Below are 15,605 nucleotides of genomic sequence, written 5' to 3' on the forward strand. Positions count from 1 at the left end.
GTTGACCGCCAAAGCGAACAGGTTGACCCATTCCATGCCGCTGAGGGTCGAGCCGATCACGTTGGGCTTGCTCATCTCCTGCAGGCTGCGGTGCAGCTTGGCCGCACGGCGCTTGACGTTGAGCCCGCCGGGCAGGATGCCTTCGTGCGCAAGGCCCTGCTCGACGCAGTCGCGCATGGCCTGCCACAGGCGCATCAGGCCGCTGCGGATTTCCGCCTCGCTGCGCCAGGCCTTCTCGTTGGCCATCATCAGTTCGGACACACGCAGCCCATGCTCCTTGCACAGGCGCAGCAGTTCGTCACCACTGGAAAAGTCGTAAGGCAACTGGGTGTGATCCTGGTCCAGTTGGCCGGTGGCGGCCTGTTCGGCATCGACCACGAAACCGCCGCCGACCGAATAATAGGTGCCGCTACTCAGCTCGCTGCCGTCGGCCGCGAAGGCCGTGAGGGTCATGGCATTAGGGTGATAGGGCAGGTTCTCATCGAGCAGCAACATGTCGCGCGCCCAGTCGAAGGCCACCGGCAGGTTGCCGTCGAGCAACAGTTGGCCGCTGTCGCGTAACGCCGCGATGCGTGGCGCGATCTGCGCCGGGTCGATCTGATCTGGCCAGTCGCCCATCAGCCCCATGACCACCGCTGTGTCGCTGCCGTGACCGATGCCGGTGGCAGACAACGAGCCATACAGGCGCACTTCCACGCGCTGTACCCGCTCCAGCAGGCGCCGCTCACGCAGCGTGCCGAGGAACAACGCCGCGGCGCGCATCGGGCCGACGGTATGCGAACTGGAAGGCCCGATACCGATTTTGAACAAGTCGAACACACTGATAGCCACAACAATCTCCTGCACGTATTCCAGGAGACATCATCGGGATTTGCGCAAAGCACAGGCGTCCCACACCGACGCGTTCGTATCCAAAGCCGTCAGGCGCTCATTGAGGCGCCGAATGGAGACCGTCGATTGCGCCTGCACTGCGGTTATGGGTCGTCAGCAAGCGCTCACCAAAAAAATAACCCCTTGTTTTATATGTATAAATTAAAAATTAACGACGCCTTCGTTGCGCCAGCTTGCTGCGCGACGGCGCGGCGCCGAAGACGTGCCGCCCCCTCCTGCACATTTCCAGCGATGAAATGCGACAGCAATGTTCTGTTCGCGACCCGGCGCATAGGCAGCGACCAGGCCCCGGCGCAATGATCCGACGCCCATGCGCCGGCCATATAGCCAGGTTCATGGCCAGAGCCCCGAGGGGATCCGCCACCCGCGAAAGGATAAGCCGATGAAATTTCCTCAGAACTGCCTGCTGGCACTGGCTCTGAGCACCCCTCTGTTGGCCCAGGCTGTAGAGCCCGCCGCCTGCGACCTGGTGCGCTTCGCCGACGTCGGCTGGACCGACATCACCGTCACCACTGCAGTCACCCGCCTGGTACTCAACGAACTGGGCTACCGCACCCAGGTCAAACGCCTGTCGGTGCCGGACACCTACAAAGCCCTGCAGGAGCAAAAGATCGACGTGTTCCTCGGTACCTGGATGCCGACCTCGGAGGCCCACATCAGGCCGTACCTGGACAGCGGGGCGGTGGAAACCGTGATCGCCAACCTGGAAGGGGCCAAATACACCCTCGCGGTGAACCAGGCGGCGCACGACGGCGGACTGATTAACTTCGCCGATATTGCGAAGTTTAGAAGCGAAATTGGCGGCAAAATCTACGGAATAGAACCAGGCAACGACGGCAACAAGCTGATTCAGCAGATGATCGATAGCAATGCCTTCGGCCTGGCCAACTTCAGCCTGGTGGAGTCCAGTGAGTCGAGCATGCTGGCCCAGGTCAAACGCGCCGAACACCTCAAGCAGTGGGTGGTGTTTCTCGGCTGGGAACCGCACCCGATGAACAATCAGGTACAGATGCACTACCTGGGTGGCGGCGACGATTACTTCGGGCCCAATTATGGCGGCGCCACGGTGTATACCAGCGTGCGCAAGGGCTATACCGAGCAGTGCCCGAACGTCGGCCAACTGCTGCGCAATCTGCGCTTCAGTTTGGAGATGGAAAACCACCTGATGGGCGCAATTCTCAACCAAAGCACCAACCGCCGCCGCGAAGCCAAAGCCTGGCTCCAAGCAAACCCACAGGCGCTTGAGCAATGGCTGAAAGGCGTCACCCACCGCGACGGCAGCGTGGCGCATTCGACCTTTGACAGCAAAAAAACGCTCTGAATTTCATTTTTTTTCATTGCGCCACAGCCCCCGGCATACGGCGGCTACACTCTTGTCAATAGCTGAAAACCACGGCTGGCGCGGGCTTCAGCCTTGGCCAAGGGCTAAAAAACTCTGTTATGGTTTTTAAGGCCAGCGTCATGTCGTCGCCCAATACGTCAACGTCGCAAACCGACAATTGCCAGGACTTTAAGCCTATATCGTTGAGTCAGCCGATTTCGTCGCTGCCACCTCCAGGGGAGATGGCAGACCGGAGCCCCACCGCTCTGGACCGAAGAACATATAAGCGCTGGCAGCATTTTTGAGCGCCAGCCCAACAAGAAAATTTCGGATGTACGCGCACCTCGGTTCGAGGTGTGAACTCCCAAGGATTGGGCTTCTTAACGCTGCCAGAGAGCTAGAAAAGCAGTTTGCAGTACGGCAAAGATCACTCAGCAGTTGGCCTTAGCAACGTCCATGACCCACGAGGTTGTGGGTGTGTGTTACGGGCGGCTGTCGGCAGCCCGGCAAATGCATTTCCAGCACTCGAAACCATGCACATACCTACAGGCAAGTACAGTCGGCATCACCTGACGAACGCCCCGATGGCGCGCGGCGGGTTCCATGTAGCTGATCTGGATGTCTACTGAAGGGGAACACCCATGCAGTCTGGAAAAATCGTCGTCAAAAACCTCTACAAGGTTTTTGGCAACAAACCGCAAGAAGCCATCGCCCAGAGTAAGCAAGGCTGGAGCAAGGATAAAGTCCTCGCCGAAACCGGCGCGGTGATCGGCGTTAGCGACGTGTCATTCAGCGTCGAAGAAGGCGAGATCTTCGTCCTCATGGGCCTTTCCGGCTCAGGCAAATCTACTCTGATCCGTTTGATCAACCGGCTGATCGAGCCCTCGGACGGCGATGTGTTCATCGACGGCCACAACGTGGCCAAGATGTCCAACGCGGAGCTGATCAGCCTGCGACGCCGTGATATGAGCATGGTGTTCCAGTCCTTCGCCCTGATGCCTTCGCGCACCGTCCTGGACAATGCGGCTTTCGGCCTGGAAGTAGCCGGCGTAAGCCGCAAGGAACGGGAAGCCCGGGCCATGGCGGTACTCAAGGAGGTGGGCCTGGATACATTTGCCCAGATGCACCCCCACGAACTCTCCGGCGGCATGCAGCAGCGCGTCGGCTTGGCCCGCGCCTTGGCCGTCGACCCCTCGATGATGATCATGGACGAGGCGTTTTCCGCCCTCGACCCGCTCAAGCGCCGCGAAATGCAGGACTTACTGCTCGAGCTGCAGAAAGTACACCGGCGCACCATCATCTTCGTCTCCCACGACATCGAAGAGGCCATGCGTATCGGCAACCGTATCGCCATCATGGAAGGCGGCAAGCTGGTACAGGTTGGCACCCCACAAGAGCTGGTCGACAACCCGGCCAGTGACTATGTGCGCAACTTCTTCGACACCGTCGACACCAACCGCTACCTCACCGCCGGCCAGCTAATGGCCAATAGCGTACCGATCTTCGTGCACAACGGCGTTGCCCCGGACGCCCAGGTGGTCTCGCAAAAGCTGCAGGAACTGGACAAGCATTACGCCTTCATTGTCGATGAGAACAACCGTTTCTACGGTTCAATCAGCCTGGAGAAAATCGCCCTGCTGGTCGAAGGCGGTCAGTCATGCAAGCTCGACCAAAGCGTGGTCAAGCACATCACCCCTGTGCCGGAAGACATGCCGCTGGATAAGGTCATTGAGCGCCTGGTAGACAACGAAGGGCCAATCCCGGTTGTCGGTGCCAACGGCCAATACTCTGGCGCCATTAGCAAGGGTCGCCTGCTGACCCGCATGCAGGGAGAATGATATGAGTGACAAGAAACTCGACCTGGGCACCTGGGTCAACGACGGTGTTGAGCACCTGCTGGACAACTACAGCGAAGGCTTCGACAGCATTGGCGGCGTGGTCAGCTCGTTTTCCGAAGGCATCGAGGCCATCCTCATGCTGCCGCCGGCGTGGCTGCTGATTGCGATCTTCGTCGGCCTCGGCCTCTGGCGTATCGGCGCGCGCTTTGCCGCCTTCACCGCAGTTTCATTCATCCTGATTGTCCTTACCGGCTTCTGGGAGCAGACCGTGGTAACCCTCGGCCTGACCTTCTCAGCGACACTGATCAGTCTCTTGATGGGTATCCCCTTGGGCATCTGGGCGGCCAAGAGCGAGCGAGTGGCGATGATTATCCGCCCCATTCTCGACTTCATGCAGACCATGCCGGCATTCGTCTACCTGATTCCGGCGGCCATGCTGTTTGGCCTCGGTCGAGTGCCAGGGATCATCGCAACAGTGATTTTCGCCATGCCACCCGCGGTGCGCCTGACCAGTCTGGGCATCCGCCAGGTCAACAAGGAAATCGTCGAGGCAGGCCAATCCTTCGGTTGCAGCAAGACCCAACTGCTGCTCAAGGTGCAACTGCCTAGCGCGATGCCGTCGATCATGGCCGGGGTAAACCAGACCATCATGATGGCCTTGTCGATGGTGATCATTGCCTCGATGGTCGGCGCCGGCGGCCTGGGCAACGATGTACTCGCGAGCATCCAGCGTCTGGATATCGGTCTAGGCTTCGAAAGCGGCATGGCCGTGGTACTGCTGGCGATCATTCTCGACCGCATTACCGAAAGCTTCGGCACCAAGCAAAGTGAAAAACGCGGCACCCTGATCAGCTGGGTAAGCGCGAAATTGCAGCGCCAGTAAGACTTTCACCCTATCCGTTCATAGAGGGATTCATACATGATCAAGCTGAAAACCATCGCTGGCGTTGGCCTACTGTCTTGCACGCTGCTGCAAAGCGCCTGGGCCCAGGAACCTGAAAGCTGCAAACAGGTGCGTTTCGCCGAAATCGGCTGGGCCGACATCGCCGCCACCACCGGCGTGGCCATGACCCTGAGCGAAGGCCTGGGCTACCAGCCCCGCAAGATCATGGCCTCGGTACCGATCGCCTTCACCGGCGTGCAAAAGGGTCAGATCGATGTATTCCTTGGCTACTGGGCACCCTCGATGGACGCGGTGATCGAGCCGTTCACCAAGGATGGCGGGGTCAAAGTGCTGCCAACCGCAAATCTGGAGGGTGCCAAATACACCCTCGCCGTACCGACCTACCTGGCTGAAGCCGGCCTGAAAAGCTTCCAGGACATCGCCAAGTTCAAGAAGGAACTCGACGGCAAAATCTACGGCATCGAGCCGGGTAACGACGGCAATCTGCTGATCGATAAAATGATCAAAGAAGACCAGTTCGGCATGGGCAGTTTCCGCATGGTCGAGTCCAGCGAAGCCGGGATGCTGGTACAGGTGCAGCGTGCAGTCAGGAAGAACAAGCCGGTCATCTTCCTCGGCTGGGCACCGCACCCAATGAACACCCAGTTCGACATCACCTACCTGGACGGTGGCGATGACATCTTCGGCCCGGACTACGGCGCGGCCAAGGTCTACACCGTGGTACCGCCGGACTACGAAGCGCGCTGCGCCAACATGGGCAAACTGCTCAACAACCTGCAGTTCAGCGTCGAGATCGAAAGCCAGTTGATGGAAAAAGTGCTGGAGAAAGAAGACCCGGCCACAGTCGCGAAAAACTGGATCAAGGCCAACCCACAGATGCTCGACAAGTGGCTGGCTGGCGTCACCACCTTCGACGGTCAGGACGGCATCGCCGCCGTGAAGAAGCACGTCGGACTGTAAACCCGCTGGCCCGGCTGGCGTTCGCGCCAGCCGACTAGAGGTACGAACACCTGGCATCGGCTAACCGGCCAGCGCAACACCTGCACTGCGCACGAACGAGCAACACAGTTGAACTGAAACTCTCACTGATGGAGCACTAAATCTATGCGTAACCTTTCCACCTTCTGCCTGAAAAGCCTTGGCGTTGCTGCACTCGCGCTGGGCATGTCAACTGCCATGGCTGCGGACAAGCCCACCCTGACCATCGGCTTCGTCAACGGTTGGGACGACAGCGTCGCCGCCACCCATGTCGCCAGCGAAATTCTCAAGAGCAACCTCGGCTACAAGGTCGATCTGAAAGCGGTTGAGCCGGCCATCATGTGGCAAGGCGTGGCCCGCGGCGATCTCGACATCACCCTCTCCGCCTGGCTACCTGCCACCCACGGCGAATACTACGAGAAGATGAAAGACAAGGTGGTGATCCTTGGCACCAACTATGCTGACGCGAAAATCGGCTTGGTGGTTCCAGATTACGTCGAAGCCAAGAGCATCGAAGACCTGAACAAATACACCACGGAATTTGGCGGCAAGATCACCGGCATCGACGCTGGCGCTGGCGTCATGCGCCGCACCGAAGAAGCCATTGAGAAATACAAACTGGACTACAAGCTCATGCCAAGTTCCGGCCCAGCCATGGCTATCGCCTTGGGTCGCGCCGAGAAGAAGCAGGAAGCCATCGTAGTCCCGGGCTGGATTCCACATTGGATGTTCGCCAAGTGGAAACTGCGCTTCCTGGAAGATCCACAGAATGTCTTCGGTGCAGCTGAGCACATCGACACCGTCGTCAGCATGGGTATGGAAGCCAAAGCTCCAGAGGCCGCAGCCTTCCTCAAGAAATTCTCTTGGGGCCCTGAAGACGTAGGCGCGGTGATGCTGGCCGTCAGCGAAGGCGCCAAGCCAGAACAGGCTGCCAAGGACTGGGTCGCAGCAAACCCTGAACTCGTGGCAGGCTGGTTGAAATAAGCACGACTAGCGCACTAGCAGAAAGCGGGCTTCGGCCCGCTTTCTGCTTTCTGGTATCTGTGCTTAACCGCAACCGTGCAATCAGACGGCGCGGCACAGCGCTCTGCGCCCATCCTCGAACGCGAGGCAAGGCCGGCAGTTACAAATGGACCTCTGCGTTCTTGATGCCCAGTTCGCGCAACTCGTCGACCAGGTCATCCAGCTGGACGAATGATTCGACCTCCTCGTTCTCATCGACCAGAAAGTAGCTTCTCCCTGCGTCTTTTTTGAAAAACACGATCCACTCCTTGAGGTTGGTCGGGTTGGCTATCACGTGGGTGTCAAAGGTGACGCCCTCGGCATGTTTGCTTTTAACGTCGTTACGGTTCATCTCGGTCACCCGCTTGTTGGTGCTCACGCACGCCTGTGCACTTAGTGTCGAAGAAGCGCTTTATTATCACCACATGATAATATCACGCACATACACAGACCGAGGAGCTCACCATGATTGCGCTACGTGAAGCGTGGAATGCCGGTTTGCTGGGGCGCAAGCACTGGCTGAACAACCTGGTCGCCGGGGTAATCGTCGGCATAGTCGCACTGCCGCTGGCCATGGCCTTTGCCATCGCCTCGGGGGTCAAGCCCGAACAAGGCATCTATACGGCGATCATTGGCGGCGTGCTGGTATCGCTGTTTGGCGGCAGTCGCGTGCAAATCGCCGGACCGACCGGCGCGTTCATCGTGATTCTAGCGAGCATCACCGCCGAGTACGGCATCGACGGCTTGCAGATCGCCACGATGATGGCCGGCGTCATACTGCTGTTACTGGGGATTACCCGGCTGGGAACGGTGATCAAGTTCATTCCGGCACCGGTGATCGTCGGCTTCACCGCCGGGATCGGGGTGATCATATGGGTCGGCCAGTGGAAGGACTTCTTCGGTCTGCCCAAGGTCGGCGGCGAACATTTCCACGAGAAGGTCTGGAATTTACTCCAGGTGCTGCCGGACCTGCACCCGGCTACCACGCTGCTGGCCCTGCTCAGCCTGGGTTTGGTTTTGTTCTCGCCAAAGCTGCCGGGGCTAAAACGCGTACCCGGGCCGCTGGTAGCCATGCTGGTGGTCACGTTGACCCAGGCGCTGTTTCAGTTCGATGGCGTGGCCACCATCGGCAGCGCCTTTGGCGGCATCCCCCAGGGCTTACCCGAATTTGGCCTGCCTGACGTCAGCCTGCCGCGGGTTATCGAGTTGATCGGTCCGGCCTTTGCGATTGCCATGCTCGGCGCCATCGAGTCGTTGCTGTCGGCGGTAGTAGCCGATGGCATGACGGGCACCAAGCATAATTCCAACCAGGAGTTGATTGGCCAAGGCATCGCCAACATGGCCACGCCCTTGTTCGGCGGTTTTGCCGTGACTGGTGCGATTGCCCGCACCGCGACCAATATCCGTAACGGTGGCAGCAGCCCGCTAGCCGGGATCATGCACGCGGCCACCCTGCTGCTGATCATCCTGTTCCTGGCTCCGCTGGCTTCCGACATCCCGCTGTGCGCGCTGGCGGCGATTCTGTTTGTGGTTGCCTACAACATGAGCGAGGTGCGCCACTTCAAGCGCATGGTGCTGCGCGCGCCACGGGCGGACGTGGCAATCCTGTTGATCACCTTCGGCCTCACGGTGTTCAGCGACCTGGTAGTGGCAGTGAATATCGGAGTGATCCTGGCGATGCTGCATTTCATGCGGCGCATGGCCGCCTCGGTGGGCGTGCAACAGGTAGTCGAGCAGGAGCTGGAAGCGGAGTTACGGCTTGGCGGCCATGCCCACCTGCCGCCAGGCCTGATGGTGTACACGATCGAAGGACCGCTGTTCTTTGCCGCGGCAGAGAACTTCGAGCGCGCGCTGGCTCAGACCCATACCGACCCGCAGATACTGGTGATTCGTCTGAACCGCGTGCCCTTCATGGACATTACCGGCTTGCAAACGCTGGAGGAAGTCATCCAGCAACTGCTCAAACGCAAGATCGTGGTGAAACTCTGCGAGGCCAACAGCAGGGTGCTGACCAAGCTGGACAAGGCGGGCATCCTGCTGCAGATCGGCGCGGATAATTACCACGCGGGCTTCAACGCCGCGCTGAACGCCCACAAGGAGCGCGAGCACGCGCCAGGCTAACGCTGGCGGGCGACTCGGCGGCTCATGACTTGGCGACAGGGCCGCGCTTGCTCTGGGTGTCGTAGGTCGCACCGTGGGTTTCGAGGTAATCGCGAATCAATTGGCGCACAACCTGGGAAGGCGTCAGGTCCTGCCCGGCGCACAGTTCCTCAAATGCCTTTTTCTTGACCGGATCGATCAATACGGTGAGGCGCGCTGTCTTGTTTTCCATAAAATTGCCAACCATTCAGTTTTGATGTTAATCAAATTGTAATAGCCTAGTCGGGCGCTGTCACGGCGCAGAAGGGTTGTCAGGCCCGTGGCAAGAGCTGCTACGACCAATACCTCGCCCGGCACGCTGGATATGTGATTGATCGTTCAATAAAAACCGGCCTAGACTGCCGCCCCCACGGACCGCCCTGAATCCACGGAGACACCGATGCCCAAGGTCGGAATGCAACCGATCCGCCGCTCGCAATTGATTGCGGCCACCCTCGAAGCCGTCGATCAGGTCGGCATGGGCGATGCCAGCATCGCCTACATTGCTCGCCTGGCAGGGGTGTCCAACGGCATCATCAGTCACTACTTCAAGGACAAGAACGGCCTGCTCGACGCCACCATGCGCCACCTGATGCTGGCCCTCAACACGGCAGTGCGCGCACGCCGGGCGGCGCTCAAGGACAACAGCCCACGCGCCCATCTACGGGCGATGATCGACGGCAATTTCGACGACAGCCAGGTCAATGGTCCGGCGATCAAGACCTGGCTAGCGTTCTGGGCCAGCAGCATGCATCAGCCATGCTTGCGCCGCTTGCAGCGGGTCAACGACCACCGCCTGGATTCAAACCTGTGCTGCCAGTTCCGCCGTGTCCTCCCCGCGCAGCAGGCCCGCGCCGCCTCGCGCGGCCTGGCCGCCCTGATCGATGGCCTGTGGCTGCGCGGCGCGCTGTCCGGCGGCAGCTTCGATACCCAACAGGCCATCCAGATCGCCTACGACTACCTGGACCAGCAACTGCGCAAGGCAGGCTGAACACGCCACGTCGATAGCGCCATTCACAACCCGCGTCCCGGCCTCAAACCCCGGTGCGCACGGCGCACCCTACGGGCCGGGCGGCTCCTGTACGCGACTTGTCGTATCACGTGTAGGGTGCGCCGCGCGCACCATCAATAACCCACGCAATAACTTCGAACCCCGGCGCAGCCTACGGGCCAGGCGGCGGCTCCTGCACGCGGCTTGTCGTATCCAGGCCAGCGTGAGTCGCTCCCGGCTATCTTTGTTGATTGATCGTTCAATAAAAATAACGTAGGCTGAATGCCACTCTTTCCGGCCGGGACATTGTCGCTGCGCGCGACATCCGCACCCGCCGACCCATCTGGCCAAGGCCGTACTGAAGCCGCCGCCAGCCTTGCGAAGACAACAGACAAGAGAGGACTCTCCCCATGGCCCGATTCGACGAACAGAAGCTCTACATCGGCGGCCGCTATGTCGATTCGACCAGCGGCGCCACCTTCGAAAGCATCAACCCGGCCAATGGTGAAGTGCTCGCCAACGTCCAGCGCGCCAGCCAGGAAGACGTCGAACGTGCCGTCGCCAGCGCGACCGCCGGACAGAAAGTCTGGGCGGCGATGACTGCTATGCAGCGCTCGCGCATCCTGCGCAAAGCAGTGGACATCCTGCGCGAGCGCAACGATGAGCTGGCTGAACTGGAAACCCTCGACACCGGCAAGCCACTGTCGGAAACGCGCTTCGTCGACATCGTCACCGGTGCCGATGTGCTGGAGTATTACGCAGGCCTGGTGCCCGCCATCGAAGGCCAGCAGATCCCCCTGCGCGAGAGCGCGTTCGTCTATACCCGCCGCGAGCCGCTGGGTGTGGTCGCCGGTATTGGCGCGTGGAACTACCCGATTCAGATCGCCCTGTGGAAATCCGCACCGGCCCTGGCCGCCGGCAACGCGATGATTTTCAAGCCCAGCGAAGTCACCTCGCTGACCACCCTCAAGCTGGCCGAGATCTACAGCGAAGCCGGCCTGCCGGACGGCGTGTTCAACGTGCTCACCGGCAGCGGTCGCGAAGTCGGCCAGTGGCTGACCGAGCACCCAGGTATCGAGAAAATCTCCTTCACCGGCGGCACCGTCACCGGCAAGAAGGTCATGGCCAGCGCCTCCAGCTCCTCGCTCAAGGAAGTGACCATGGAGCTGGGCGGCAAGTCGCCGCTGATCATCTTCGAAGATGCAGACCTCGACCGCGCCGCCGACATCGCGATGATGGCCAACTTCTACAGCTCCGGCCAGGTCTGCACCAACGGCACCCGGGTGTTCGTGCCACGCATGCTGCAGGCGCGCTTCGAGAGCAAGATACTGGAGCGAGTCAAACGCATCCGCCTGGGTGATCCGCAGATTGAGGCCACCAACTTCGGCCCACTGGTCAGCTTCGCCCACCTGGAAAGCGTGCTCGGTTACATCGAAAAAGGCCGTAGCGAAGGTGCGCGCCTGCTGATCGGTGGCGAGCGAGTGACCGAGGGCGACTACGCCAAGGGCGCCTACGTGGCACCGACCGTATTTACCGACTGCACGGACGGGATGACCATCGTCCGCGAAGAAATCTTCGGCCCGGTGATGAGCATCCTGGTCTACGACACGGAAGAAGAAGTGATCCGCCGTGCCAACGACACCGACTACGGCCTCGCGGCCGGCGTGGTGACGCGCGACCTGGCACGCGCGCACCGGGTCATCCACCAGCTGGAAGCCGGTATCTGCTGGATCAACACCTGGGGTGAGTCGCCGGCAGAAATGCCGGTGGGCGGCTACAAGCAGTCCGGCGTCGGTCGCGAGAACGGTCTGAGCACCCTGGAGCACTACACCCGCATCAAGTCGGTGCAGGTCGAACTCGGCGGCTACGCCTCGGTGTTCTGACCCTCGACGTAACTGTAGGAGGGGCCTTGGCCGCGCTTGCGCTTCGCGGGCATGGCGGTACACCGCCCATTCTTTGCGCCCCGTAGCCCGGATCCAATCCGGGAGCAGTCATCGTATTTCCCCCGGACTGGATCCGGGCTACAGGAGCTCTTATGCCCCAAGAATTCGACTACATCATCATCGGCGCCGGCTCGGCCGGCAACGTGCTGGCTACCCGCCTGACTGAAGACAAGGACGTCAGCGTGCTGCTGCTGGAAGCTGGCGGCCCCGACTATCGCCTGGATTTCCGCACCCAGATGCCCGCCGCTCTGGCCTTCCCATTGCAAGGTCGGCGCTACAACTGGGCCTACGAAACCGAGCCGGAACCCTTCATGAACAACCGCCGCATGGAGTGCGGGCGTGGCAAGGGCCTGGGCGGCTCATCGCTGATCAACGGCATGTGCTACATCCGCGGCAATGCCCTCGACTATGACGGCTGGGCAAAACAACCGGGGCTTGAAGATTGGTCCTACCTGGACTGCCTGCCGTATTTCAGGAAAGCCGAAACCCGCGACAGTGGCGCCAATGCCTACCACGGCGGCGACGGTCCGGTCAGCGTGGGTACGCCGAAAGCCGGCAACAATCCACTGTTCCACGCCATGGTCGAAGCCGGTGTGCAGGCCGGTTACCCGCGCACTGACGACTTGAATGGTTACCAGCAAGAAGGCTTCGGGCCGATGGATCGTACCGTGACCCCGCAGGGTCGACGCTCCAGCACCGCGCGCGGCTATCTGGACCAAGCCAAAGGCCGGCCGAACCTGACCATCGTCACCCATGCCTTGACCGAGCGCATTTTGTTCAGCGGCAAACGCGCCATCGGCGTCGACTACCTGCACGGCGACAGCAACAATCCGACCACCGTCAATGCGCGGCGCGAAGTGCTGCTGTGCAGTGGCGCCATTGCCTCGCCGCAGATTCTCCAGCGCTCCGGGGTCGGCCCGGCCGCCCTGCTAAGCGATCTGGACATTCCGCTGGTGCACGAATTGCCCGGCGTTGGCGAGAACCTCCAGGATCACTTGGAGATGTACCTGCAATACGCCTGCAAGGAGCCGGTGTCGCTGTACCCGGCGCTGCAATGGTGGAACCAGCCACCGATCGGCGCCAAATGGCTACTGCTCGGCAAGGGCACCGGTGCCAGCAACCAGTTCGAGGCCGGCGGCTTCATTCGCTCCAGCGCCGAGTTCGAGTGGCCAAACATCCAGTACCACTTCCTGCCGGTAGCGATTAATTACAACGGCAGTAACGCGGTCAAGGAACACGGTTTTCAGGCCCACGTCGGCTCTATGCGCTCGCCAAGTCGCGGGCGCGTCCAGGCCAAATCGAAAGACCCGCGCCAACACCCGAGCATCCTGTTCAACTACATGAGCAGCCCCCAGGACTGGCGTGAGTTCCGCGACGGCATCCGCATCACCCGCGAAATCATGAACCAGTCGGCGCTCGACCCGTTCCGTGGCCGCGAACTCAGCCCCGGTGCCGACGTGCAGAGCGACGCCGAACTGGATGCCTTCGTCCGCGATCATGCGGAAACCGCCTTCCACCCGTCCTGCTCCTGCAAGATGGGCGAGGACGCCATGGCAGTGGTCGACGGCCAGGGCCGGGTGCATGGCATCGAAGGGCTGCGAGTGGTTGACGCGTCGATCATGCCGCTGATCACCACCGGCAACCTCAACGCGCCGACCATCATGATGGCCGAAAAGATCGCCGACAAAATCCGCGGACGCACGCCACTGCCGCGCAGCACCGCGCCCTACTACGTAGCAGGCAGTGCGCCAGTGCGCCACACCCCGCAGCGCGGCTGAGCGGCTGAGCGGTTTTCAATGGCTATGTACCAGTTGCATGTTGCACGACTTGCGCTGGCAGCACCCCAGGAGAGATGACCAGTAAAAAGGCAGGCGCGTCTGTAGGAGCCAGCTTGCTGGCGATCCGGGCCAGCAATCCCATGCAACAGCATCGCCAGCAAGCTGGCTCCTACAGGGCATTGCTGCATGCAACACATAACGGGTACATAGCCTTTTCAATGGTGATGCCTGCGCTGGCTTGTCGAGACCCGTGGCTCTTGTAAGAGCGGGCTTGCCCGCGAAGCTGGGTCAACAGGAATCCGTCGCGACCAATAACCCAGCGTCCCGCCGCGCCTAGGTGTGAGTGGGCGCGGGGCCGCGCAGGCCAGACTCTTGGTGCGTACGGCGCACCCTACTGGCGGCAGGCGTGGGAGGCAGACTACTTGGCAAACAACTGGTCGATATCCTTGAACGCCTTGAACTCCAGGGCATTGCCGCAGGGGTCGAGGAGGAACATCGTCGCCTGCTCGCCGACCTGGCCGGCGAAGCGCACGTAGGGCTCGATGACGAAGTGGGTATTTCTGGCCTGCAAGCGCTCGGCCAGTTGCTGCCAGTCATCCCAGCCGAGCACCACACCGAAATGCGGCACCGGCACTTCATGGCCGTCCACCGGGTTGCTGTGTGCAGCTTTTTGATAGTCCATCTGCGGCGCCTGGTGGATCACCAACTGATGGCCGAAGAAGTCGAAGTCCACCCAATGCTCGCTGCTGCGACCCTCGGCACAGCCAAATACCTGCGCATAGAAGTGCCGGGCGGCGGCCAGGTCGTGGACGGGAATGGCCAGGTGAAAAGGTGCGAGTGCCATGCGGTGGTTCCTTGTGCTGAGTGTTCACCGATTCTCAGCAACAGCGATACTGATTAAAAGCGAATATCCTTGCTCGCAAGCACAAACAATATTGATCAGTCGAGGCGGCCATGTTGCGCGAGTTGAGAACCTTCCTGATGGTTGCCCGCCACGGCACCTTCGCCGCTGCTGGCCAGCAGGTCGGCCTGACCCAGTCGGCGGTCAGTGCGCAGATGCGCGTGCTGGAAAACGGTCTGGGGGTGCGCCTGTTCGACCGCAGCGGCCGCGCCGCCGTGCTCAATGGCGCCGGGCGGCATGCCCTGCCTTTGGCCGAGCAGATGCTCGCGCTCTATGCGCAGATGGCCCAACCGACCACGGCGGCCGAGTGGCGCGGCGAGCTGAAGGTCGGCGCCATCGCCAGCGTGCAGACCGGCTTGCTACCAGAAGCCTTGCCGCGCTTTCGGGTACTGGCCCCGCGGGTCGAATTGAAGCTGGTGCCCGGCGTTTCACTCAACCTGCTGAGCCAGGTGGATGCCGGCGAACTGGACCTGGCATTGCTGATCAAACCACCCTTCGAGCTACCCAAGGAGCTGCTGCAGATCAGCCTGGCGCGTGAACCCTTCGTGCTGATCACGCCACTGAGCGTTGCGGGCGATGAGCCGTTGCAAATCCTCGCCGAACAGCCATTCGTGCGTTACGACCGGCGCTCCTTCGGCGGGCGGCTGGTGAGCCAGTTCCTCCGCGAACAGCACCTGAGCGTGCATGAGGCACTGGAGTTGGACGAGCTGGAGGCCATCGTGCGCATGGTCGAGTGCGGCCTCGGCGTCTCGCTGATCCCCCGCGCCGGCTTGTGGCTGCAGCGGCCGACCCAGCTGCGGGTGCTCGAACTGGGCGAACTGACCTTCCACCGCGAACTGATCGCGGTGCTGCGCCGGGCGCAACGCCAGCCGGCGCTGGATTGTCTGCTGGAATGCCTGCTGGAGACCTAAGCGGCAAG

At 61.1% G+C, this 15,605-nt stretch carries 14 protein-coding genes; 10 read left to right on the top strand and 4 right to left on the bottom strand.

The features are described 5' to 3' along the window. Positions 1 to 831 (bottom strand): serine dehydratase beta chain (locus Q8K09_RS03580; protein ID WP_305253655.1); only part of this gene is annotated, 831 nt, incomplete at its 3' end. Between the two features lie 442 nt (positions 832 to 1,273). Between Q8K09_RS03580 and choX the strand changes: the two genes are divergently transcribed. From choX to Q8K09_RS03605, 5 genes are all read left to right on the top strand, one after another. Next, on the top strand, positions 1,274 to 2,212 hold the full coding sequence (choX, locus tag Q8K09_RS03585) for a choline ABC transporter substrate-binding protein (RefSeq protein WP_305253656.1): 939 nt from the start codon (positions 1,274 to 1,276) through the stop codon (positions 2,210 to 2,212). A 641-nt stretch (positions 2,213 to 2,853) separates the two neighbouring features. Next, the gene (locus Q8K09_RS03590; RefSeq protein WP_305253657.1) at positions 2,854 to 4,050 is read left to right on the top strand and encodes a glycine betaine/L-proline ABC transporter ATP-binding protein; all 1,197 of its coding nucleotides are present in this window, start codon (positions 2,854 to 2,856) and stop codon (positions 4,048 to 4,050) included. 1 nt (position 4,051) lies between these two features. Next, positions 4,052 to 4,933, top strand: coding sequence for a proline/glycine betaine ABC transporter permease (locus Q8K09_RS03595; RefSeq protein ID WP_305253658.1), 882 nt, complete (start codon positions 4,052 to 4,054; stop codon positions 4,931 to 4,933). A 36-nt stretch (positions 4,934 to 4,969) separates the two neighbouring features. Further along, entirely contained in the window at positions 4,970 to 5,914 is a 945-nt protein-coding gene (locus tag Q8K09_RS03600; RefSeq protein WP_305253659.1) for a choline ABC transporter substrate-binding protein, read from the top strand. A 144-nt stretch (positions 5,915 to 6,058) separates the two neighbouring features. Continuing rightward, on the top strand, positions 6,059 to 6,916 hold the full coding sequence (locus Q8K09_RS03605; protein ID WP_305253660.1) for a glycine betaine ABC transporter substrate-binding protein: 858 nt from the start codon (positions 6,059 to 6,061) through the stop codon (positions 6,914 to 6,916). A gap of 139 nt (positions 6,917 to 7,055) precedes the next feature. On the opposite strand, the gene Q8K09_RS03610 is transcribed toward Q8K09_RS03605, so the two are convergent. Then, positions 7,056 to 7,286, bottom strand: a complete 231-nt coding sequence (locus Q8K09_RS03610) for a hypothetical protein (protein ID WP_305253693.1) — start codon at positions 7,284 to 7,286, stop codon at positions 7,056 to 7,058. A gap of 113 nt (positions 7,287 to 7,399) precedes the next feature. On the opposite strand from Q8K09_RS03610, the gene Q8K09_RS03615 reads away from it, so the two are divergent. Further along, complete coding sequence (locus tag Q8K09_RS03615) at positions 7,400 to 9,055, top strand: SulP family inorganic anion transporter (RefSeq protein ID WP_305253661.1); 1,656 nt, start codon at positions 7,400 to 7,402, stop codon at positions 9,053 to 9,055. Positions 9,056 to 9,077: 22 nt separating this feature from the next. On the opposite strand, the gene Q8K09_RS03620 is transcribed toward Q8K09_RS03615, so the two are convergent. Then, on the bottom strand, positions 9,078 to 9,266 hold the full coding sequence (locus Q8K09_RS03620) for a CopG family transcriptional regulator (RefSeq protein ID WP_305253662.1): 189 nt from the start codon (positions 9,264 to 9,266) through the stop codon (positions 9,078 to 9,080). 207 nt (positions 9,267 to 9,473) lie between these two features. Here Q8K09_RS03620 and betI point away from each other — a divergent pair, with 207 nt between their 5' ends. From betI to betA, 3 genes are all read left to right on the top strand, one after another. Beyond that, on the top strand, positions 9,474 to 10,064 hold the full coding sequence (gene betI, locus Q8K09_RS03625; RefSeq protein WP_305253663.1) for a transcriptional regulator BetI: 591 nt from the start codon (positions 9,474 to 9,476) through the stop codon (positions 10,062 to 10,064). A 410-nt stretch (positions 10,065 to 10,474) separates the two neighbouring features. After that, positions 10,475 to 11,947: a betaine-aldehyde dehydrogenase gene (betB, locus tag Q8K09_RS03630; RefSeq protein WP_305253664.1), complete on the top strand. Its 1,473-nt coding sequence runs from the start codon at positions 10,475 to 10,477 to the stop codon at positions 11,945 to 11,947. Positions 11,948 to 12,099: 152 nt separating this feature from the next. Beyond that, positions 12,100 to 13,785 (top strand): choline dehydrogenase, encoded by a 1,686-nt coding sequence (gene betA, locus Q8K09_RS03635; protein WP_305253665.1) that lies wholly within the window; start codon positions 12,100 to 12,102, stop codon positions 13,783 to 13,785. A 418-nt stretch (positions 13,786 to 14,203) separates the two neighbouring features. Here betA and Q8K09_RS03640 read toward each other — a convergent pair whose 3' ends face one another. Next, positions 14,204 to 14,629 carry a VOC family protein gene (locus tag Q8K09_RS03640; protein ID WP_305253666.1) on the bottom strand — a complete coding sequence of 142 codons (426 nt, stop codon included), beginning with the start codon at positions 14,627 to 14,629 and terminating at the stop codon, positions 14,204 to 14,206. Positions 14,630 to 14,739: 110 nt separating this feature from the next. On the opposite strand from Q8K09_RS03640, the gene Q8K09_RS03645 reads away from it, so the two are divergent. Next, positions 14,740 to 15,597, top strand: a complete 858-nt coding sequence (locus tag Q8K09_RS03645) for a LysR substrate-binding domain-containing protein (protein ID WP_305253667.1) — start codon at positions 14,740 to 14,742, stop codon at positions 15,595 to 15,597. Positions 15,598 to 15,605: the final 8 nt, after the last annotated feature.

The sequence above is a fragment of the Pseudomonas sp. genome, assembly GCF_030683065.1.
Classification (GTDB): Bacteria; Pseudomonadota; Gammaproteobacteria; order Pseudomonadales; family Pseudomonadaceae; genus Aquipseudomonas.